At 47.9% G+C, this 24,103-nt stretch carries 13 protein-coding genes; 6 read left to right on the top strand and 7 right to left on the bottom strand.

The window, feature by feature from the left end:
* Positions 1–128: 128 nt before the first annotated feature.
* Positions 129–2,504 (bottom strand): TIM-barrel domain-containing protein, encoded by a 2,376-nt coding sequence (locus tag HUX74_RS09655; protein ID WP_174646580.1) that lies wholly within the window; start codon positions 2,502–2,504, stop codon positions 129–131.
* A gap of 256 nt (positions 2,505–2,760) precedes the next feature.
* On the opposite strand from HUX74_RS09655, the gene HUX74_RS09650 reads away from it, so the two are divergent.
* Positions 2,761–6,672, top strand: a complete 3,912-nt coding sequence (locus HUX74_RS09650) for a two-component regulator propeller domain-containing protein (protein WP_174646579.1) — start codon at positions 2,761–2,763, stop codon at positions 6,670–6,672.
* A gap of 5 nt (positions 6,673–6,677) precedes the next feature.
* On the opposite strand, the gene HUX74_RS09645 is transcribed toward HUX74_RS09650, so the two are convergent.
* The 3 genes from HUX74_RS09645 to HUX74_RS09635 are packed head-to-tail and all read right to left on the bottom strand — an operon-like array spanning position 6,678 to position 11,603.
* Positions 6,678–8,408 (bottom strand): glycoside hydrolase family 9 protein, encoded by a 1,731-nt coding sequence (locus tag HUX74_RS09645; protein ID WP_174646578.1) that lies wholly within the window; start codon positions 8,406–8,408, stop codon positions 6,678–6,680.
* 43 nt (positions 8,409–8,451) lie between these two features.
* Complete coding sequence (locus tag HUX74_RS09640; protein ID WP_254592852.1) at positions 8,452–10,326, bottom strand: hypothetical protein; 1,875 nt, start codon at positions 10,324–10,326, stop codon at positions 8,452–8,454.
* Between the two features lie 23 nt (positions 10,327–10,349).
* The gene (locus tag HUX74_RS09635) at positions 10,350–11,603 is read right to left on the bottom strand and encodes an AGE family epimerase/isomerase (protein ID WP_087333214.1); all 1,254 of its coding nucleotides are present in this window, start codon (positions 11,601–11,603) and stop codon (positions 10,350–10,352) included.
* 371 nt (positions 11,604–11,974) lie between these two features.
* On the opposite strand from HUX74_RS09635, the gene HUX74_RS09630 reads away from it, so the two are divergent.
* Positions 11,975–14,509, top strand: a complete 2,535-nt coding sequence (locus HUX74_RS09630; RefSeq protein ID WP_174646576.1) for a glycoside hydrolase family 9 protein — start codon at positions 11,975–11,977, stop codon at positions 14,507–14,509.
* A 145-nt stretch (positions 14,510–14,654) separates the two neighbouring features.
* Here HUX74_RS09630 and HUX74_RS09625 read toward each other — a convergent pair whose 3' ends face one another.
* Positions 14,655–16,076, bottom strand: coding sequence for a sialate O-acetylesterase (locus tag HUX74_RS09625; RefSeq protein WP_174646575.1), 1,422 nt, complete (start codon positions 16,074–16,076; stop codon positions 14,655–14,657).
* A 126-nt stretch (positions 16,077–16,202) separates the two neighbouring features.
* On the bottom strand, positions 16,203–16,523 hold the full coding sequence (locus HUX74_RS09620; protein WP_117601093.1) for a multidrug efflux SMR transporter: 321 nt from the start codon (positions 16,521–16,523) through the stop codon (positions 16,203–16,205).
* Between the two features lie 146 nt (positions 16,524–16,669).
* Between HUX74_RS09620 and HUX74_RS09615 the strand changes: the two genes are divergently transcribed.
* Together HUX74_RS09615 and HUX74_RS09610 are read left to right on the top strand one after the other, a co-directional pair.
* A complete protein-coding gene (locus tag HUX74_RS09615) occupies positions 16,670–17,245 on the top strand; it encodes a Crp/Fnr family transcriptional regulator (RefSeq protein ID WP_117601050.1) in 576 nt (191 codons plus the stop codon).
* A 228-nt stretch (positions 17,246–17,473) separates the two neighbouring features.
* On the top strand, positions 17,474–17,962 hold the full coding sequence (locus tag HUX74_RS09610) for a DUF1349 domain-containing protein (RefSeq protein ID WP_117601049.1): 489 nt from the start codon (positions 17,474–17,476) through the stop codon (positions 17,960–17,962).
* 303 nt (positions 17,963–18,265) lie between these two features.
* Here HUX74_RS09610 and HUX74_RS09605 read toward each other — a convergent pair whose 3' ends face one another.
* Complete coding sequence (locus tag HUX74_RS09605) at positions 18,266–19,543, bottom strand: ATP-binding protein (RefSeq protein WP_174646574.1); 1,278 nt, start codon at positions 19,541–19,543, stop codon at positions 18,266–18,268.
* A 397-nt stretch (positions 19,544–19,940) separates the two neighbouring features.
* Between HUX74_RS09605 and HUX74_RS09600 the strand changes: the two genes are divergently transcribed.
* Both HUX74_RS09600 and HUX74_RS09595 read left to right on the top strand, forming a co-directional pair.
* Positions 19,941–23,285, top strand: a complete 3,345-nt coding sequence (locus HUX74_RS09600; protein WP_174646573.1) for a DUF2723 domain-containing protein — start codon at positions 19,941–19,943, stop codon at positions 23,283–23,285.
* Positions 23,286–23,432: 147 nt separating this feature from the next.
* Positions 23,433–24,089: a polysaccharide deacetylase family protein gene (locus tag HUX74_RS09595; protein ID WP_005831030.1), complete on the top strand. Its 657-nt coding sequence runs from the start codon at positions 23,433–23,435 to the stop codon at positions 24,087–24,089.
* The last annotated feature ends 14 nt before the right edge of the window (positions 24,090–24,103 follow it).

Here is a 24,103-nt window from a genome sequence, read left to right as displayed (position 1 = left end):
TAGAGGCACTGCCGTGCCATTGGGAAGGCACATCTGTGCCACCATAGTAACACAGATTTCGGTAACTATATCCCTTTCTCTTCCATACCGGCAGGGGTGAATTCAATATAGATTTTCAAAGATTAAGTTCAGAAACTCAGGGAAGTGCCTTCAACCTGGTTCAACAGTTGCGGTTTGGCCTTTCCACAATCCACTTTCACAACCTGAATACGGTTGTCGGCAGGTAGACAAACCAATCCTTCCGCCTGCTTCTTGTCAGCACTGTATACCTTCAGGTTCATTTTGCTCCAATCCATCTCAACAGTGGACTGCGCCAACTTCAGATGAGGAAGTACCGAACCGTCACGTACCAGCATGATTATCGGCAGACTGCCTGCTTCAATTTGGTGCCATCCACCTTCGTAGACTTTCTCTGTCTGGTAGTCTATCCATTTTCCTTCGGGAAGGTAAACTGTGCGGCCCGTCATACCGGATTCAAGCAAGGGGGCAACCAGAATCTGCGAACCGAAGAGATACTCGTCATCCACTTTCCATGCTCCCGGATCATCGGGAAATTCTACAAACAAGGCTCTTAGCATCGGTAAGCCCTTTTCTGTACATTCCTTAGCCTGAGCATACACATAAGGCATCAGACGGTACTTCATCTCTGCACTCTTGCGGAAGACATCCTGCACACGCTTGCTGTCGTACAACCACGGCTCTGTCGGAGGTGCCCCATGCGCGCGGGTATGGGAAGTAAGAAAACCGAACGGTATCCAGCGGCAATACAAGTCCTCCGGAGTGGCTTTTACAAAGCCACCCATATCATGGCTCCAAAAGGAGAAACCGGACAAGCCGAAGGACAAGCCTGCACGAAGCGTACCTAGCAGTCCCGTGTTCGTAGTTGCAGCATCACCGCCCCAATGCAATGGATAACGCTGGGAACCGGCCCATGCGGCACGTGCCCACATTATATTCTCGTTGTGCAACTTCTTGGTTATCTCGGACACTGCCATATCATAACGCACTGGATAGAGGTTATGCTCATACCATCCGCTCTTGCCGGAAGCGTAAATACCGTTCAGTGGAGCAGCCTCGCCGAAGTCTACTTTAATGGCACTGACACCGATATTCAGCAATCCCGCCAGTTTGTCCTGATACCACTTTACGGTTTCCGGATTGGAAAAATCGAGCACCACATCTTCGTAGGGAAGTTCACCATTTCCATTTTTCACATACATGTCTTTCTCTATCAGTTCAGAGAAATAACGATTTTTAGGAGTGAAATAAGGCAACTGCCACAAACATACATGGAAACCTTGTGACCTCAAATCCTTCAACATCTGCTGTGGATTCTGGAAACGGTTCTCGGAGAATTTATAGTCACACTGCCAGTCCACATCAAACCAGCCGGTATCGAAATGGATAACATCGCACGGATACTTGTTCTTACGGATATTGGCCGCTACATCATAACCTTCCTTTTCACTGAAATAGGTAATACGGCTCATCCACGTACCGAAAGACCACAAGGGGGGCATGCCCGGCTTTCCTACCAAATCGGTGTACTCGTCCAGAATATCTTTCGGCTCGCCGAAGAAAACGAACAAATCCAGGTTCTCGTCACCCATGAACATTTTGTTCAGCCCAATATAGGTAGCACCAAAATCACAAGTCACGGGAGCGGATGTATGCATAAACATGCCATATCCCCGGTTACTCATAAAGAAAGGAATCGGTTTGTACATCTGGTCCGTCTCAGGCCCTTGTGGGTCTGTAACAAACAAGTTTACCTTCTGTCCGGCCTTGTTCAGCCCAGTGGCAGACTCTCCGCAACCAAAAATCATTTCATCCGCAGTCAAGGTAAATACCGGATTGATGCGGCGGGCATTGTCGCTTCCCCGCTTCACAAAACAGAACGGCGTATATTTTACCTGTGTAGAGTCCGCATCACTCAAAGCGGCAGTCTGGCTCAAGATACGTCCGGCTTTATCCTTCAAGACGATTCTCCAGGGATTCTTGTTAATCTGAATGGTTCCATAGTCGCTGGAATAGACAATCTTGTCATTCGTCTCGGTAACTTTCCAGCTTCCATCCCTGCCCGGTTCCTTTGCCAACATGATGGAAGCGGCAGGTTTAGGTTCCACCGGGGTCGTTAGCATACGGATACGTACCGTACGCGGAGTTACAAAGTCAATCTTGAATTTGAGGTTAGGGTCATTTTCATAGGCAGTGAAAGGAAAATCGAGCATTCTCATTTTCCGGGGCTGTGCACCGTTGGTATTGAAGGCTTGACGGGGCATCAGATGCCCGCGTTTCCAGTTCACCAGCCCTTCACCCGACTTGGCATCGAATGACTCCAGGTGATCTGCAAAAAACAAAGTATTACTCAAGTCACGGAAATCGGTACTCATGTCCAGAGGTTGGTTCATCAGATACGAGGTACCGTCATTGACATGTGGCTGTGCCAACAGATTGCCGCCGGCAAACAACAGCATCGCCACTGCTAAAAGTTCTTTCTTCATACTATTAGGATTTAAATGATCTTGCCTGCAAATGTATTTTTCTTAAAGGAAACACAGATGCCTTAAAAATGTCTTTTAATATCCGGTTTTGTTTCATAGAACCCATATAGGATCATTGGAAACAAAATGCATACTATTTTTCACCAAACGGAGGATATCATCCCACGCGAATACGCAAATCTTCCCTTGCTCGTTCGGAGGATTATATTTAAGTTTGCAGTTACAATATTGTTAATCCTTCTAATAAAGAAAATACATGAAACAACTGCTCCTATTCCTTATATGCAACCTGACCTTTCTCCTTACTGTTCAAGGTAACTCAACGGAAATCCCGCCGGCTGTCATGTTCAAGCAGCTCTCTACAACAGAAGGACTCTCCAACAACAGTATCCGAAGCATCTACAGAGACAATAGGGGATTCCTCTGGGTGGGGACAGAATCAGGACTCAACAAATACGACGGCTACTCCTTCCAGCAGTATTACCAGAACAACTCCAACTTGCCGGACGATGCCATCAGCGAAATTTTCGAAGGACCGGACGACAATGTATGGATAAGGACTTCCAGCGGCTACAGTATCTATAATTATAAGACTGGTAAATTCGACAATGACTATAAACCCATACTCGATGGGCTGCAAATCCCCAGTAAAAACATTCTGAGGATGGGAAAAACCTCCAAGAATGAATTTTGGGCCTACGACTATTCCAAACTTTACATACGAAGCATGGACAACAGCTCCATCAAAGCCTATCCACTGGCAGTTGAAAAGATTTCAAGCCTCTATATAGGTGTCCAGTTCATTTATATAATGTACTCCAACGGTACCCTATACAGTATCAGCAAGCAGACTTCCGAAGTCAAGGAAATAGCCATTCCCGCCATCTATAGACCTTTGCTGGAGAATCATGAGCCACACATTTACATAGACCAAAACGAAAACCTATGGGTATACACCTTCCAAAACAGCCTGCTTTTGCACAAGAACAGTTTTACACAGCAATGGGAGAACATCAGCCTAAACAATAACACCCACATACAGTACAATCGCGTGCAACGCATCCTCGACCTGGGAGACGGCAACGTATGGATACTTACCAGCCATATGGGGTTGTTCGTTTACAACGCCCTGACCAAATCTCTTACCAACTTGGTGCACAATCCATTGAAACCGCACACCATTGCCAGCAACAATCTGAATACCATTTACCGGGACAAAGACGAAACCATATACATAGGGAATTTCAAACACGGTATTTCCTATTATAGCCCCATGTCTCAAATCATACTATGCAACAAATCCCTGGAATATGATGATATCCTAACCTTCTGCGAAGACACAAGCCAGGAATCCATTTACTACGGAACAGACGGTACGGGACTAATCCGACGTTCACTGGTGACCGATTCATACGAAAAGATAGCAACTCCCGCCAATATTGTAGTCGACTTATCCATCGACTCCAAAAACCGCCTATGGATAGGCACCTTCCAGAAAGGACTGCTATGCTACTCGAAAGGGCAAATCAAACAATACACAGTAAATAACAGCCAACTTCTCGAGAACAATGTGTATACAGTAGAGGTGGACAAACACGGATACATCTGGATAGGTACCATGAAAGGATACATACAGAGGTTAAATCCGGAAACCGGGCAGTTTGACACCATCTTGTACCGTCCGGGAGAATTCTTTGTCCGTGATATGTACTATGACAAAGACAGCACCCTTTACGTAGCAACCAGAGGAGGACTCATTATCATCGATACGGAAACCCAAGCCTATAATATATACGCCGAAGCCAGCCGCTTCAAGGAGAACAATATGCTCACTGTCTATAAGGACAGCCGGGACCTTCTTTGGATAGGACATCCACACGGACTGAGCATATGGAACCAGAAGAACGACTCCATCTACTTTCTTGACCAGAAAAACGGGCTTGCCGCCAATCTCGTCAGAGCCATCACAGAAGACAACAACAACCAAATGTGGATTGGCACCGGCAACGGCATCTCACGAATCAAAATAACAAACGATACATACACCATCGTGAACTACTCCGTAAGCGACGGACTGATATGCAACGATACCAATGTCCACGCCATCCTCAAACTGCAGAACGGCAATATACTGATAGGTACTCCTCAAGGTTACCAGACTATCATTCCACAAGACATCTTGACCACAAGTTATGATGCCAACATTTACCTTACCGACATTGAATTCAAATCCGGAATGCCCCATCCGGACATCCTGAACGGCAGCTCACTTGAATGTGCACAACATCTTTCCTTCACTGAAAAGGAAAATTCATTCACTCTGTCCTTCTCTGCCCTCGACCTGGTGGAAACGGATAAGATAAAATATGCCTATAAGATTCATTCCAACTGGATTTATGCTGAAAACAACAAAGTAAACCTATCCATGCTGACTGCCGGAAACTATACTTTATCCGTCAAGGCATGCAACTCACAAGGCATATGGAGCCCCAACGTCAAGGAACTGAAAATAAAGATACTCCCTCCTTGGTGGCGCACCTGGTGGGCCTATACCATATATACCGGTATCATTTTGTGTATCCTTCTGTCCATTATCCGCAATCTGCGCTTACGCCAAAAGCAGAAACAAATCATGCAGGCCATCGAGGTGGAAAATGAAAGGCAGCAGAAAATCAACAATATGAAACTGCAGTTCTTTGCCAACATAAGCCACGAACTGCGGACTCCCTTGTCACTTATCATCAATCCGCTTGAAGAGTTTTTCGTAGACCATCCCGAATATCGTAAAGGCATTCTGGATATAGTCAAACAAAATGCCGACTATCTGCTGGAATTGATTAACCAACTGCTGGATTTCAGAAAGCTGGATGCCAAGGCTGAAACCCTGAAATGCAAACATGACAACATCCTTATCATTCTGAGTGAAATATTCCACTCTTTCGATCCGATAGCACAGAAACGGAACATCAGCTATAGCCTTACCGCTCCACAACATTCTGTATTCATGGATTTTGACTATGGCAAGATACGCAAGATATGCACAAATATCCTGTCAAATGCATTCAAGTTCACTCCCAATAAAGGAAGCATCTCACTGGATATTGCCGTAAGAGGCACAAATCTGGAACTGACCTTTACCGACACCGGTTGCGGCATAGAGGATGAAGCCAAGGAGAAAATATTCCAAAGATTCTATCAGTCGAGCAAAAACCAGTCGAGCAACGGAGGCAGCGGCATTGGACTGCACATTGTTTCCGAATACGTAAAGATGCATCAGGGTACTGTCTGTGTCAGGGATAACCAGCCTTGTGGTTCTGTATTCCTGATTACCCTACCCCTGCACCAGAACAGTAATGAAACCAAAAACGGAGAACCGGTCGAAGAACCGGAAATAAAGGAAGAATCCCATCCATTCACCATACTACTCGTAGATGACAACTACGACTTCTTGAAATTTCTCTCTGAAAGTCTTGCCAGGCAGTATCATGTATTAAAAGCCACAAACGGAAAACATGCACTAAATGTACTGGAAAAGGAAGATATTGATTTAGTGGTCAGTGACATCATGATGCCCGAAATGGATGGTCTGGAACTATGTTCAACCATCAAGAACGATATACGCTATTCACATATCCCCATCATCCTGCTGACAGCCAAAGCAAGCGAGGAGCACCAATTGGAGGGACTTAACGTCGGCGCAGACGACTACATCACCAAGCCTTTCAATATGGAAGTCCTCAAACTGCGTATCAACAAGATTATTGAAATGAACGTAAAGCGGCAGGAAATATTCAATCAAGAAATTAAAATCGAACCAAGCCGCATCACCATCACCCCTCTTGACCAGCAGTTGGTAGAAAAAGCCATCCAGATTGTAGAGGACAATATCAGCGAAACCGAGTTTTCCGTCGAGGAGCTTGCCAGCAGCCTGAATATATCACGCAGCTATTTCTATAAGAAAATGATTAAGATTACGGGAAAGAAACCCATCGAGTTCATCAGAACCATCCGCATGAAACGGGCACAGCAACTCCTGACAGAAAGCCAAATGCAAGTTTCGGAAATTGCATATACCTTGGGGTATAACTCCCCCAAGGTATTCTCCAAGCATTTTAAAGATGAATTCAACATCAGCCCGTCCGAATTTATAAGGCAGCAGGCTGAATAGGAACATCATTTTGACATCAAAGCATCCAACGAAGACACCAACGCCACCAAAGCGGCACTCCAATTAATGGCTATCTCATTGGAAGCATACGAACCCTCCACATCTGCATAAGACTCATCCGGCAGGTTGGAAGCATAAGCAACGCCATCCTGCTGCCCAGGATTGGGACCGCCAACCAGGAAACCGGGAAGAGGTGCCTCTATATCATCCGATGCAGAGAGACGATGGTGCGGATACAGAGGACTCTTCATCCCGAAACCGGTAACATAACAATATCCCGTAGCATTCTTTCCTAAAATGTAGTCCATATTGCGGTAGGCGTTCGTCAGGTACGACTTCTCGCCCGTAAGCAAATAGGCGCAAACCAGTGAAGTGGCTTGGTTAGCACACCCTTCGGCAAGGCATCCCCAGAAGAAATCTTTGGCATCGTTGCCGTAAGGAGCATGGAAAGGAGAGCGGTCAGCACCCCGCACAGCCTCGGCAGCATAGTCCAGTAACAGGTCTTTCATGGCATTTGCCAATTCCACGTCTTCACCCTGATATTCCCTGCCCGGTTGCAGCCAGGCAAACACGCCCAACGCAGTGGTATTGCCCCAAGAAGGAGTCTTATATGCAGTGGGCAGATGCTTCTTCACTTGTTCCCGGTAAACAGGCTTTCCCGTAGCAAGATAGAGCTCGGAAGCCGCCCAGAAGAATTCGTCATCGGCACTACAATCACCGTAAGCTCCCGTAACCACGGCAGGTTGATATTGCTTGTTGAGGAGGTCCTGATGATAGAGCGCTTGCGGATGCGCTTCTGCCCAGGCGTAAGCACGTTCGGCAGCCTGTAAAGCCACTGTCGAAAAGCCCGGATAATCCTCTTCGTAAGGAGCAAACAAGGCAGAAGCCTGCGCCAAAGCCGCAGCATAGTCCAATGCCGCCGTTACTGATTTCTGAACCACATAACGGGGCTGCTTACACTCCGTAGGCTTGATGAATCCCTCGAACGAAGGGGTAGTCAGCTTGTGGTAGACTCCTCCGTCGGCAGGGTCTTGCATAGTCAGCATCCATCTCAGGTTATAGTACATCTCGTCCAGCAAATCGGGCGTGTGGTTTCCGCTTTCCGGGATGTTGACCCGTTGACGGATAAAATAGTCAGGAAAGCGGGCATAAATCGCCTGCATCAGTCCGATGGAATAGGCGGAGTTCACAATATACTTGTTATAGTCTCCGGCATCATACCATCCTCCCGGAGAAGAAATCACCGTTCCCGCCTTACGTTCCGGCCCGGCAGCATTGGGATGTATCAGTACCTTGTCATCGGGATGGCCTGCCGGACGGCTCCACCGACCCGCATAAGTCGCTTCGATGGGCATGCCCGTACGTTGGTAATAGAAAGATTTCAAAGCAGCATCGGCCAAAGGGGACAGTACTCTTTCTTTTATTTCGAATGCCACTGAATCTCCGTTAACCATCAGAAAATAGTTTCCCGGTGCCGTGATGTCACTGAAATCCAATATCGTCCTGCTCTTATCCGACCAAGCAGATGAAGCAATATATCCGGGCTTACCGGAAAATACCCGATTGCCCGTGGCTGCATCTACTATGGTAAATTCACGTACCTCACCGGTATTCACCACAGCTACTTTTTCCTGCTGGGGATAGTACCCTAACTGATTCAAACGTATAGTTTCTGAAGGATGCCCTAAAGTGGCCATCCCTCCCAGAACTGTAAACAGACATGTAGTTATATTCATATCACTATTCTTTAGTAATCATTTATATTATTCTATTTCAAAACTATTTATCAGACAATAAGGTAATGAAACTGATGGCCGGCAAGTGTACCCGTACCTGCCCATTCTCCACTTTCACTGCAGTTTCCTTCATGCAGTCTTTTGTATTGGTCACATAGACTTTCAGTTCCTTCACTTCTGCAGGGATACCGGAGATGACAGCCTCGCAATCCGCCCCATTATTGACCATATGGACGGCATATTCCCCACGCACCATATTTCCGAAAGCCGCACAGTTTACGTTTTTCTTGCTGCTACTGACCGGAATGGCCAAGGCATCGGCCGGAGTGGAGGCCAGTTGCTTGATATTCCAGAAACGTTGCGTAGGACGCAAAGGACCTTTGGAACCATAAATGCCGTCTCCCCACAACAACGAATAGTCTGAAGTAAGCTGCCACTGCAAGATGGACAATGGCTGGCAAATGGCACAAATACGCGTATACAGATTGATTTCATAAAGTGCAAACGTCGACTCATTGAATATCTCGGCATAACCATGAGCAGCGGCATCCGTACTACCCTCACCAACCAAGAGTGGTACATTAATCGCTTTGGCAGCATCCGCCCACTTCTTTAACGTAACATCATCACAACCACGCCATGAATGGAAAGATACTGCACCAATATACTTATGAGTCTCAGGATTGTTCAAAGCAGGAAGGATAAAATCGAAAGTCGTAGCATCCGAATTGTCGCCAAGCAGCATGCGGGTAGGAAGATTCAACCCTGCCAGATAAGCACCGAACTCCTTAATGAAATCTGCATGTTCTTGCGGAGTGTGGAGGACATCAATACCCAAATCCGATTCATTGAACGAGAACATGGAGAACTCAATACCATAATGCTGTTTGGCATACAACAGATAATCTGCCATGGATTTATAAATCTTCTCCTTTTTCCGGTTATCCAGACGATAAGCAATGACACCGCCTTGACGAGCATAACTTGCAGGACCTCCGTCAATGGCCCATGCAGGCGGAAACCAGCAGCTTAGTATTACCGGCATTCCCATCGCCTTCAAGCGCTTTGCCATGAGGAGACTTTCCTCCACCCGCTTGTTCAGTCCCCCATTCTGTGCGATGGCAATAGGGTCGGCTTCCTCTTCCGGTTGCCACAATCTCCACGGAAATTCCACACGTCCATAGGCTACACGCAAATTTTCCAGACAGTAATCTATCACTTTAGGGTCGGCAGCAGGATTCTGCAGGCGGAAATTCCCTCCAAAGCCTGTAAACAGACTTCCCGGATTCTGCATATCCAATATAATTTCCGCGTCACTGTGATCTATCACTCCGGAAGCATGCAGTTCCATAGACAATGCAGTTCTCTCAGCCTTTTTCAGAGTCGGCATCAGCGAGATATAAACTACGGTACCGGTGGATTCTTTTTCAACCGTGGCCTTTACAGACTTATTGAACTTGAATTCCAACTTCCTATTGGCCGAAGTAGCGGTCAGCTTCCTGCCACTTGTTCTTACTTTGACATCAGTATAGTTTTCCGGACTTAGGGCGATACAGTAATAGGCTGACTGGTTCAGAGTAGTGTCCGACAGCGCATCAATAGAAATCTCCACCAGACCTTTTCCCTTGTCCGTCACTTTCTGATGGAACTTTATACCTCGCAGAGTAGTCGTCACTTCCTGCATATCCCCCTCACGATGGAAAACGGGACGGACCTGCTTCTCCTTTCCGGTAATCTCCATATCTCCTTTCAAGGTTCCGACACGCAGGGACGACTCAAAGTCTATCAATTCACCGTCTACACGGACACCCGTGATATTGCTCCATGCCATCACTTCCGTCTGGGCAGAAAGCGGCTGAGACAATATGCCACACAGCAATGCAGCCATTCCCAACTGGAAAATTCGTAAATTCTTCATTATATCAAATATATAAAAGGTTGTCATTTCAGTCTTGTATCAATCTCAAACCCCATACGGCTGTTATGATAGGGACAGTTCCACATACTTGCTTTAGGTTCCTTGTAGCGGGGAGTCCCATCTTCCAGCACGGTTCTGAACCATTCGCCATACTCCTTGTCTATCATCCGGGACTTGATGAAATTCCAGGTACGGACGGCACTGTCCAGATAAGATTGTTCACCGGTCAGCTGCCAGGCATTGATGCATCCTACCACAGTTTCCGCCTGGCACCACCAGGAAGCATCCTTCCTGATTTTGTCCTTATGCCGTTCGTACATCATGGCACCCATCGGGTTGATGCCCTCTTTCAAGGAGGCGTCTGCAAGTTCCAAAGCCACTTTCCTGCATTTCCCGATGACCTCCGGGTCACCCAGAGCTTCTGCAGCTTCCGTCAGCAGCCAGGAAGTTTCGATGTCATGCCCGTAAGAGTCGATGTCATCCAGATTGTTCCAGTTTGAATCACAGTATAATATCAGGTGATGTGTTTGTGAGTTATACAGTTTGGTTGTTATCAAGTTTATCACTTTTGCAAGGCGCTCGCGAAGGCCGTCATCTTTCCATACTTTATATAACGCTGTGTATGCCTCCAATACATGGATATGGGTATTCATTGTTTTGGTGGCAACACCATCTCCATCATATCCCAACTTTTGGGGAGTTCCCCATTCGCGGGTAAAGGATTCTATATAACCGTCGTTTACGGGATCTTTGATTTTGCTCTCCACGGTCCGGTAAAGCTCTATGGCTTTTTGCAGGCTTTCATTGTTGCCTGTTGCTCTGAAATGTTCGGACAAACCGTAGATGGCATAAGAGCAGCCGTAAGTCTGCTTGTCCGTATCCAGTGGAGTACCGTCTGCTTTTATCAGCCAATATACGCCTCCATACTGCGGGTCGATGAAGTGGTCTATGAAATAGCGTTGCGCCCTGTCAGCCAGTTTGCGGTAGGCAGCATCGCCATACATCCGATAGGCGGTTGAAAAAGTCCAGAGGATGCGGGCATTCAGTACGCCTCCTTTGGGAGCATCCGCTATCGGGGCACCGTCACGTCCCAATGAACCGTAAAAACCTCCGGAAGGGTCTACACTGTATTTTTCCCAAAAAGAGAGGATATTCTCTTTCAAGTCTGAGGTTATCTCATCTTTTAAAATCTTATCCGCGTGTGATTGCGCTTTTAGGAAAGGTGCAATCAGCAGCCCTACTACAATCAGCAGAAAAACGGGAAATAGGTGTCTCATAATGTAGCGATTTAAGAAATTGGCCATAGTTACACTGCAAATTTACAAAAAAACAAGTTGTCATTACTCATTGCCATCCTTTTTCAAGGGATACAATTGGTTCCGATAAAGGTCATTTTTGGGTACTGAATCCTTGTTTTGTCAAACACTGGCCTTTGTCGGCTCAAACACTGGCGTCTGTCGGCTCAAAGTCCAGTGTCTGTCAGCTCAAACACCAGTGTTCGTCAAGTGCTACAATATCTGCCCCAGAAACATAGGCAAACACCGGAAAAAGATACATTTTATAACGTTATTGGCTACAAACAAAAACCATCCGTTTCCTTTTTAGTCCGTATATTAGTGGAGAATTCTGTAACTCAAAAATAGATACTATGAGAAAGAGACATTTTCTATTCGCATCCGCCCTGGCACTGCTCTGCAGTAGCGGTGCACTGCATGCACAAGATTTCAAGCTGACATCTTCCGGTTATTTCAAGAACCAGGGAGTAGACGTCATGGCTTTTGATGACATCTATCCCGAGGGACACCAAGGAGGAGTATGTATCATCATGAATGGACACCGCGTAGCAACGAATGGAGACATCCGACTGGAAGCCACCCCCGGACAATGGCAGCCCGTACCGAAACAACTCGACCGGAAGCTCAGCGACAACAGCATCACCGCTACGCTCTGCTATCCCGACTCCTCACGCCACCTCACCGGATTCAACCCGATGATTTACCCGGATCTCCACCTTATATATACGGTACAAGTGGAAAGCAAAGGTAAACACATAGAGGTGACCGTAGACCTGGACCGCCCCATTCCCCAGGAATTCATCGGAAAAGTGGGCTTCAACCTTGAATTCTTCCCGGGTTCCCTCTTCGGCAAGCCCTGGATTATGGACGGTCAGAGCGGCATCTTCCCGCAACAACCCAACTCCCCCCTGATGACAACCCAACCCAACTATCTGCATACGGGAAACTATCATGACGGCAAGCAATCGCTGGCAGATATGGACAAACTGATAGGAAAAGGTTACAGCCCGATTGTGGCCGACGACATCATCAGCGAACCTTATGCCAAAGGCCGTAAGTTTACCTCCCGCCCCGACGACCCTTACAACAAAGTAACCATCGAATCATTGAGTGGTGACCTACAACTGTTTGACGGGCGTATGAACCACAATAACGGCTGGTTCGTACTGCGCAGCAACATAAAACCGGGTGTCACCAAAGGGGCCGTCAAATGGATTATCACTCCGAACGTAGTGGCCGACTGGATGTATCAGCCGGTTATCCAGACTTCACAGATAGGTTATCATCCCGCCCAGGACAAGGAAGCCGTCATCGAAATGGATATACGTGACAATAGAAAGGAAACGGCACAAATCATCCGCATTGACGCAGACGGCGAGAAAGTGGTCAAGAACGTCACTCCTGCCAATTGGGGCAAGTTCCTAAGATACAACTATCTGAAGGTGGACTTCACGGATGTGAAGGAACCGGGACTCTACAAGATTAAATACGATACCTCCGTATCTCCTATCTTCCGCATCGACAATGACGTATATGCCCGTGGCGTATGGCAACCCGTACTGGAATACTTCCTTCCCGTACAGATGTGCCACATGCGCGTCAACGAGAAATACCGCGTATGGCACGACTGCTGCCACATGGACGATGCCCGGATGGCACCGGCACACAATCATATCGACGGCTACGACCAGAAAGAGGGCCTGTCCAAATTCAAACCGGGTGAAGTGGTTCCCGGAGTGAACATAGGCGGCTGGCACGATGCCGGAGACTTTGACCTCCGCATCGAATCCCAAGCCGGAGAATCCTATATCCTGGCACTGGCCTACGAAGCTTTCCGCCCGAATCTCGACGTGACTTCCATCGACCAGATAAACCGTGTGACGGAAATCCACCAGCCCGACGGTAAGAATGACCTGCTGCAACAAGTAGAGAACGGCGCCCTTACGGTAGTCAACGGCTACCTGGCACTGGGACGTCTCTACCGGGGAATCATCTGCAACGACCTTCGCCAATACGTACTTCTGGGTGATGCCGCCGCCATGACGGACGGAAAAATCGGTAATGAAGACGACCGTTGGATATTTACAGAGGACAACCCCGGACGAGAACTGTCGACAGCCGCCCAACTTGCTGCCGTATCACGCGTATTGAAAGGCTTCAATGATACATTGAGTGTACATTGTCTCGACATTGCCCGCAAAGTATATGCTTCTACCGAAAGCGGCAACAACAGAGCCTTGTTCCCCAAAGTGCAGGCAGCCGTAGAGTTGTACCTCACCACGGGCGAACAACCCTATATGGACTTCATCCTGGACAACCAGGAGCTCATCATCAAGCAGATAGGCCGAATCGGCTGGTACACGGCACGCGTAGAACAACAGTTTGCACAGATGAAGAACAAGAAAGCCAAAGCCTTCTCTACCGCTTTCCGCAAAGCTCTGGCCGGATACAAACAAGAACTGGACAAGCAAGTGCATGAAACTCCTTATGGCGTTCCCTACCGTCCGAATATCTGGGGTGCAGGCTGGGATATACAGCGTTTCGGCTTCCAGCACTACTTCCTGACAACCGCCTATCCGGAAATATTCCCGAAAGCACCGGTATTCAATGCCCTCAACTTCATTCTCGGATGCCACCCGGGCTCCAACCAGGCTTCCTTCGCCTCGGGTGTTGGCGCACAATCAGCCACTGTAGGCTACGGACTGAACCGCGCAGACTGGTCGTACATTCCCGGTGGAGTCATTTCCGGTACAGCGCTTATCCGTCCCGACTTCCCGGAACTCCTGACGTTCCCGTTCCTCTGGCAACAGACTGAGTATGTGTTGGGAGGAGGTTCGTCCCACTATATGTTCCTGGTACTTGCAGCAGAACAGTTGCTGAAACAATAAGAAAGACAGAGGGGGGAACAAAACCCTCTGGATATTTTCTTTTAGGCGCGGATTACACGGATTTAGTTTACTGCATCCATGGATTCCGCGTAACCCGCGCCTAATATTATAGTATAATGAAAGTGTTTATATACTTTTCACTCTTTCACCAATTATCCGTACGGAACGGAATGGTAGGCAGTTCATTCCCACCGATCATCGTACCAATCTGGAAATCATGGAAACAGTAGCGCACGCTGACGGGATGGGATACCTTTTCTGAAAAGATTACCACTTCATTCGTCTGCCAATGCAGCCATACTTTATCGGCAGGATGAAATACACGGTCCTCGCCTGCCACTTCGAAGCCACGAAGGTCATAGTTACGGCAGATACCCATTTCCAGGTGGTCGAAAGAAACCCAGGCTTCATTGCCTTTAGCGGTCCATGACTTATATTGTGGGCCGAAACAGTGTATCTGCTTCAATCCATAGGTAAGGTTCAATGCCAGGTAACTCAAGCGTTGGCCCACCTTCGTCTTGTTGCGGGGATGGATATTGTATATCTCATAAGGCTCTACAAGGTCGTTGGTAGAAATCATGGCACTGTTCGGAATCTGGCTTTGGGCACGGAATTGCGCTTCGCGCAGGTAGGCAGCTTTCTCTTGCTGGGTACCTCCGTAGGCGTACGGTGCTATTTCGGCAAAGTAGAAAGGCAGTTCGCCCAATCCCCACTCCTTGCGCCACAGTTGCACCATGTCGGCCAAGCGTTCGGCGTATGTTTCATGACGGCCTACGTTAGACTCGCCTTGATACCAGATGAATCCCTTTATGGTATAGTTCTGAAGCGGCTTCAGCATGGCATTGTACATCAGCATGGGGCGGTGCATGGGGTGCAGGCGTTCGATGGAATCGGGGTTGAGGGAAATGTCCGGATAGTTTTCCAGCAATTCCCGGCTTATCCAACCTTCCACAGTGGCTCCACCGTAGGCACTGCTGATGATACCCACGGGAATACGGAGGGCACGACTCAGTGAAGTTGCGAAATAGTAAGCTGTTGCACTGAAATCGGGTGCGGTCTCGATGGAGGAGAGGTTCCAACTACCTTCGCAGTCTGTTTGCGGTTCATACGTCTGATGCTTGGGAACGGTGAACATGCGCACACCCTTATTTTCGGCAGAAGCTATGATATCATCCACCCCATTCATGATGCAACAGCCGGCAAAACCTTTCAAGGGCATTTCCATATTACTCTGACCGGAAGCAAGCCATACTTCACCGATTAGGACATTCGTCAACGTAGTTTTTTCTCCATCATCAAAAGTTATCTCATAAGGCGTGTATCCTGCTGCCGGAGTTTTCACGGCAAGCAGCCAACGTCCGTCTTTATCGGCACGGCAAGTGGAGGTTTGTCCGTTCCACGAGGGGGTTACACGTACTTCTGCCTTCGGCGTTGCCGTTCCCCACAGTTTTACTTCCGTCTGTTGCTGAAGAACCATATTGTCACTTACCAGTGCAGGCAGTTTTACCTTGGCGCCCAATGAAGCGGCGTAGCATAATAGAATCAATGCAAGAGTTTTACTTTTCATGGCATATTTGTGTTTACTACTTATTCAGAATTCAATAACGTGAGCAAAAATAGGGCTTTTTTGCTCACGTTCATCCTTTTTCAAGTCAAAAGTTTACATCGCATTGTTCCGCAGCAATCGTAGGAATCAAGTCATCTTTAAACCTACAATAGAAGCTATCAACGTAGTAATAAAGAACAAACGGATGAAAGAAACCGACTCATCAAAGAATACAATCCCCAATATTACCGTACTTACCGCACCTATCCCCGTCCACACGGGATAGGCCGTCCCGATAGGTAACGTATGCACCGCCTTGGCAAGCAGCAACATACTGATGGCCAGACAGACAAGAAAGCCTGCACCCCAAAGATAATATTCCGTACCCGTAACGCCTTTCATCTTTCCCAGACAAAAGGCAAAGCCTGACTCAAACAGTCCGGCTACAACCAAAATAATCCAGTTCATACTCAATTCTTCTGTTTCATTATACATTTAAAGAGGGAGCAAAGATAACCTTTCCCGTACTCCTGCCACTTTACATTTGATAAGAAGCACCGGATAAGGTCGAAAATCGTATCTTTGCCACACTAAGAACCAATACTTGCCTGATAATGAACAAATACGATATTATCCATACCATATATCCAATGCCAAAGGCATCTGTCGACAAGCTGGTGGAGAACATCACGGAAGTGGCTTACCCCAAAAGTTCCCTCATACTGGAAGCCGGAAAGACGGAGAGAAACATTTTCTTCGTCGGAAAAGGTATTGTCCGCGCCTACGTGGAAGCGAAAGGTAAAGAAATCACCTTTTGGATTGGTGCCGAGGGAGCCACAGTCGTTTCACTGAAAAGCTACATCGCCAACGCACCCGGTTATGAAACCGTGGAATGCATGGAGGACGTCATTCTTTACGTCTTGAAACAGAGTGTCCTGGCAAGATTGTTCCAAGAAGACATCCACATCGCCAATTGGGGACGCAAGTTTGCAGAGACAGAATTCCTGCAGACTGAAGAGAAATTCATCCCCTTGCTGTTTACTTCCGCAGCCGAACGGTACGAAGTACTGCTGAAGAATAACCCGGAACTGCTGCAAAGAATCCCGCTGGAATGCCTTGCTACGTATTTGGGGATTACTCCGGTGAGTTTGAGCAGAATTAGGGCGGGGATTGGAAAACGACAAGGCTGAATAGAAATAAAAGAAAAGAAATTATACATGAATGTATAATCTGTATATTTGTCATTAAATCAAGAACAAGCAGCCCATAAAATCACCTTTTCAATACGGCACATTGGTCGATAAAGGGGAGCAGTACATATTCTCCAACCCGGTATTTGAGTTGTGGTTCAAGAGGGAGTATTACTGAAAGACTCTAAATTCACTAACTTTGCAACATAAACAAAAAACAATTACACAATGAATAAACATTTATACTTTGGATTGCTTATGAGCATCTTAATGACCGGTTGCGCCGAGAGTAAACCGGATGCGGCAGTAGAGAAAGAAACACTTTCATCCTGCAACGTCAAACTCAGTAACATACAATTTACCCAAGCCAAGAACGGGGCAGAGAACAATGTCACCGTATTCAACAACACACTGAAGTTTGTTGCCGGTCCGCAGACAGACTATTTCCGTTCGCCGGATGGAACTGCCATCAACAACTCACCTGTTATCTTTACAGAGATAGACAACACGAAGCCGTTCACCTTTACAGCCAAAGTGGAACCGCAGTTCACCCTGACGGGAACATACTCAGCCGGCGTACTTTATGTCTATGAGAACGATACCCACAACCAGAAACTATGCTTTGAGCAAGATGAAAACGGAGCACACCGCGTGGTGAGTGTCCGCACCATCGGAACTTCCGAAGTGGCAAGCTTGATAACGAATGAAGTAACGTAACGTCGATATAACTCAACACATTGTAGAATGCCCATCATTAATGTTATTCACATCAATGGTGGGTATTCTACTTTTACCATTCTGACACTTTGTATTTTCTATCGTATGAGGATCCCCCGTATTTCCATCTCTCTGTCTATACGAAAGGAAATTCGAGAACAAAAACATATAAAATACAGATTATAAGGAATATATCAAAACATTCCTCCTCCTAATAAATTGAAAATATATCTCCGAAAGCCTTGATACGCCGAGAAAGCAAAGACAAAAGCAATGCTTTTTGTCACATTTACAGAAATATCCCTATCTTTCAAGCAATCCACCCAGTCCCCACGCCCGCACATGCCGTATTCCTTCATTGGACGGCAGGCAGAAGTCATCAAGCGAGACAACCAGTTTCTCATAATTATCTTGTATCGCCTCCAACGAAGCATACTCACGGCGCACCGCCTGTTCATCTACCAGCATGTAGGTGGATTGCAGATATATCGTACGGTCACCTTTCCGAGCGATGAAGTCCACCTCTTTTTCTTTAGCACATCCGGTATAGACATCATAGCCCGCCCGAAGCAACTCCAGATAGACAAGAGTCTCCAGTTTATAACCCACACCATAGGCTGTTCCGGGATAGAGGAAATTCTTAAAGGCAAGGTCGTTGATGTAATATTTCGCCGTACCGGACAGTATTTCCTTTCCGCGCAAGTCAAAGCGTTCACAACGATACGCCAAGAACGAGTCTTCGATATAGCCTATGTAGGCAGCCACGGCATCATAGCTCGTCTTCCGGCCCTGGCTCTTGAAATAGTTCACGATGTTGCCGATGGACACTAAATTAGAGGCATTGCCTACAAGAAACGCAAAAAGGTCCTCAAGCAGTCGGGGGTCACGTATGCTGTAGCGTTGGATGATGTCCTTCAGCAAGATGGTGTCCTTCAAGGCAGACAAGTAATTGCGCTGCACCTCCTGCTTTTCGGGCAAGACAAAAAGTTCCGGGATTCCGCCCGTATTCATATAGCCCATATAGCTCTCACGGTTCTGTTCCAGATGCCTTATCTCTGTATACTCCTGATAGCTGAAGGGATATATCGGAAATTGGACGTATCGCCCCGAAAGCAGCGTGGCAAGCTCACCGGACAGCATCCGTGAGTTGGAGCCGCTGATAAAGAGCTCGTACTCCTCGGTATAGTCCTGCGAATAAGAATTGACCGACTTTTCCCATTCTTGGATGAGCTGCACTTCGTCGATGAAAATATATATCCTCCCCTGAGGGTGCAGTTCGCTTTTATAAAGCGTCACCAACTCTTCCAAATCCTTGTGAGTCTTCAAAAAAGCAAAGTCGCTCAGTTCCCGGTTGATGAACAAAGTGTTCTGCGGAGGGACACCGTTTCTTATCAGTTCCCTTGCTATCTGTCTCAACACATAACTTTTCCCAGCACGCCGCTGGCCGATGAGCACCTTTACAAGACGATTGCCTACGTAGTCCATGATTCTGCCGGTATAAGCTACCCGCATGAAACCGAAGTCAAAATCTCCTTCTGTCCAGAGATTGTACTTCCTAAGTATATCCATTCTTTCGTCCATAACCTAAACTTTAGTTGCAAAGATAACAATTTTCGGTTATAAACGAATATTTCTATCAACTCTTTCGTTCATAACCTAAAAAGTTTGCGAAAAAGGCTAGATTTTCGGTTATAAACGAAAGATTCATTTAGACAAGCAAGGAGGATACTTCCTTTCCGCATCCCCCTTTATCGGCCGGATATTCCCTCTATAGAATCATCATTGTTGCATCTATACTTCCACCGTGCTGCATCTATAGATGCAGCAAATCCCTTAACCTATCCTAATAATGCTGCTTATTGTCACCTATTTAGAAGCGAAATCATTATATTTGCGCCCATATATGCCAATACGTTGACTAAGCGATGGCAAAACAGCTTGTAAAAAACAAAACTGAATAATAACGAATTTCATCTGAATGAAACAGTACAAAACCGTAAACAACCTTGTAGGCTGGATTACCTTCCTCATTGCAGCGACGGTCTACTGCATGACCATCGAACCTACTGCAAGCTTTTGGGACTGCCCGGAGTTCATCACCACCGGCTATAAGCTGGAAGTAGGACACCCGCCCGGCGCACCGTTCTTCATGCTGGTAGCCAACCTGTTCTCACAATTTGCTTCCGATGCCTCCACCGTGGCCAAAATGGTGAACTACATGAGCGCACTGATGAGCGGCGCATGTATCCTGTTCCTTTTCTGGAGCATCACGCACCTGGTACGCAAACTTGTGGTGACAGACGAAAACAATATCACACGCGGCCAGATGGTTACCATCATGGGTAGCGGTCTGGTGGGCGCACTTGCCTACACGTTCAGCGATACCTTTTGGTTCAGCGCTGTGGAAGGCGAGGTGTATGCCTTCTCCTCACTGTTCACTGCCGTCGTATTCTGGCTCATACTGAAATGGGAGGACGTTGCCAACGAGCCTCACAGTGATCGCTGGCTGATTCTCATTGCCTACCTGACCGGTCTGAGTATCGGCGTGCACCTGCTGAATCTGCTCTGCCTGCCCGCCATCGTACTGGTGTATTACTACAAGAAGGTGCCCAATGCCAACGCAAAAGGTTCCCTGCTGGCATTGCTCGCTTCGGGCATACTGGTAGCAGCCGTACTCTACGGCATCGTGCCGGGTATCGTGAAAGTGGGCGGCTGGTTCGAACTGCTCTTCGTCAACACGCTGGGCATGTCCTTCAACACGGGTGTCATCGTATATATCATCCTGTTGGCAGCCTGCCTCATCTGGGGTATCTACGAAAGCTATACCGAACGCAACAAGGCACGTATGGCACTCTCGTTCATACTCACCATCGCCATGCTGGGTATCCCGTTCTACGGACACGGTACCAGCTCGGTAGTTATCGGTGTCATTGTCATTGCCGCATTGTGGCTCTACCTCCGTCCGAAGACGCAGGCAGCCGTCAAAGAAAAATTCCGCGTATCGGCACGCACGCTGAACACCTCGCTGCTCTGCACCATGATGATTGTCATCGGATATTCCTCGTATGCACTTATCGTCATCCGCTCCACCGCCAACACGCCGATGGACCAGAACTCTCCGGAAGACATCTTCACACTGGGCGAATACCTGGGACGCGAGCAGTATGGCACACGCCCGCTGTTCTATGGCCCTGCCTTCTCCTCGCAAGTGGCGCTGGACGTGAAAGACGGTTACTGCGAACCGCGCATCAAGTACAACGGCACGAAGTTCATCCGCAAGGAGAAAGCTACACCCGATGAAAAGGATTCGTACATCGAAATCCCCGGACGCATTGAGTACGAATATGCCCAGAACATGCTGTTCCCGCGTATGTACAGCAGTGCCCACACACAACAATACCATGCCTGGCAGGACATCAAGGGTTACGATGTGCCCTATGACAAATGCGGCAACATGATTATGGTAAACATGCCCACACAGTGGGAAAACATCAAGTTCTTCTTCTCCTACCAGCTCAACTGGATGTACTGGCGCTACTTCATGTGGAACTTCGCCGGACGCCAGAACGACATACAAGGCAGCGGAGAAATTGAACACGGCAACTGGATTACCGGTATCCCGCTCATCGACAACTGGCTGGTGGGCGACCAGAGCCTCTTGCCTCAGGAACTGAAAGACAACAAGGGACACAACGTATTCTACTGCCTGCCCCTGCTGCTGGGTATCATCGGCCTGCTATGGCAAGCCTACCGTGGGCAGAAAGGCATCCAGCAATTCTGGGTGGTCTTCTTCCTCTTCTTCATGACCGGTATTGCCATCGTGCTCTACCTGAACCAGACTCCGAGCCAACCGCGCGAACGTGACTATGCCTACGCCGGTTCGTTCTACGCCTTCGCCATCTGGATTGGTATGGGTGTGGCAGGACTCGTCCGTCTGCTTCAAGACTATGCCAAGATGAAGGAACTGCCTGCTGCCGCCATCGTTTCCGTAGCCTGCCTCTTTGTCCCCGTGCAGATGGCAAGCCAGACTTGGGACGACCACGACCGCAGCGACCGCTACATGGCACGCGACTTCGGCCAGAACTACCTGATGTCCCTACAAGAAAGCGGCAACCCGATTATCTATACCAACGGTGACAACGATACCTTCCCCCTCTGGTACAACCAGGAGACCGAAGGTTTCCGTACCGACGCCCGCACCTGCAACCTCTCGTACCTGCAGACCGATTGGTACATCGACCAGATGAAGCGCCCCGCCTACGACAGTCCTTCTCTCCCCATCACGTGGGACCGAATGGAGTACGTAGAAGGCACCAACGAATACGTCCCCATCCAGCCTGAGTACAAGAAAAGCATCGACCAGCTCTATGCCGAAGCCGAGAAGCAGGCACTGGACGGTAATCCCGAAGCACTGGTCAATGTAAAGAAAGAATTCGGTGACAACCCGTATGAGCTAAAGAATATCCTCAAGAACTGGGTGCGCAACAAGAATCAGGACTTGAAGGTGATTCCTACCGACAGCATTGTCATCAAGGTAGACAAGGAAGCCGTGCGCCGCAGCGGCATGATGATACCGGGCGACTCAATCCCCGACTACATGCACATTTCGCTGAAAGGCAAACGCGCCCTCTACAAGAGCGAGTTGATGATGCTCGAAATGCTGAGCGAGGCCAACTGGGAACGCCCCATCTATATCGCTGTCAGCGTAGGCAGGGAGAACCAGCTGAACATGGAGAACCACTTCGTTCAGGAAGGTCTTGCCTATCGTTTCACTCCGTTCGACACCAGTAAGACGGGCGTGACAATAGACTCCGAAAAGATGTACGACAACCTGATGAACAAGTTCAAGTTCGGTGGCATCGACAAGCCGGGCATCTATATCGACGAGAACGCCATGCGCATGTGTCACTCTCACCGTCGCATCTTCTCCCAACTCGTGCAGCAGCTGATGCGTGAGGGCAAGAAAGACAAGGCAAAAGCCGCCCTGGACTATGCCGAAAAGATGATTCCCGCCTACAACGTGCCTTACGACTGGCAGAACGGTGCCGTACAGATGGCGGAAGCCTACTACCAACTGGGCGAAACCGCCAAGGCGGACGAGATGATGAAAGCCCTTGCTGACAAGGCTGTAGAGTACCTGACCTGGTATCTGAGCCTGGACGACAACCGCTTCATGATTTCTACCCGTGAATTTGAATACCACTGGGCTGTACTCGATGCCGAGGTGAAGGCCATGAAGAAGTACAACTCCAAGCTCGCCGAAATCTACGAGCCGAAGGTGGAAGAACTGTATAATATGTATGTGGACAGAATGAAGGAGTGAGAATAAGGATTAGGGATTAAAGGATTAGGGATTAGCCTGTGCAGTTCATCACTAATCATTAATAACTAATCCTTAACCCCTAATCCTTAATCCTTAATCCCTAATCCTTAATCCCTAATCCTTAATCCCTAATTAATCATTAATCACGTGTTTATAGAACAACCTCCTGAGTTTTTTCGCAAACTATATCCCGGTGCAGTCTGGAGGATGGACCCCAATGAAAAAGCCGTTTATCTGACTTTCGACGATGGCCCTATCCCCGAAGTAACTCCCTGGGTGCTCGACCTGCTGGATAAGCACAACATCAAAGCCACCTTCTTCATGGTAGGTGACAACATACGGAAGCATCCGGACGAATTCCGGATGGTCGTTGAGCGTGGGCACCGCATCGGTAACCACACCTTCAACCATATCCGTGGATTTGAATACACGGCCAAGAATTATCTGGGAAATACCGAACAGGCGAAGATTTTCATGGAAATGGGGGGGGACATCAATTGCAATGTGGAGAAGGTTCTCTACCCTCTCTTGTTCCGCCCTCCCCATGGCCATATGTTCGCCAACCAGTATCTCACGCTGAAACGAACCTACAAGATTGTGATGTGGGACCTCGTGACCCGCGACTACAGCAAGAAGCTGCGCGGTCCGCAAGTGCTAGCCAACGTGATGCGCTACGCCCGCAACGGCTCCATCATCACCTTCCACGATTCCTTGAAATCCTGGTGCAACGGAAACCTGCAGTACGCATTGCCGCGCGCCATTGACTTCCTGAAGGAAGAGGGATATGAATTCAAAGTATTATAAACTTGAAACAGCAG

The organism is Bacteroides sp. Marseille-P8574 (assembly GCF_902825465.1).
GTDB lineage: Bacteria > Bacteroidota > Bacteroidia > Bacteroidales > Bacteroidaceae > Bacteroides > Bacteroides uniformis.
The sequence above is the reverse complement of the archived record's forward strand: the minus strand, read 5'-3'. Positions and strand labels throughout refer to the sequence as shown.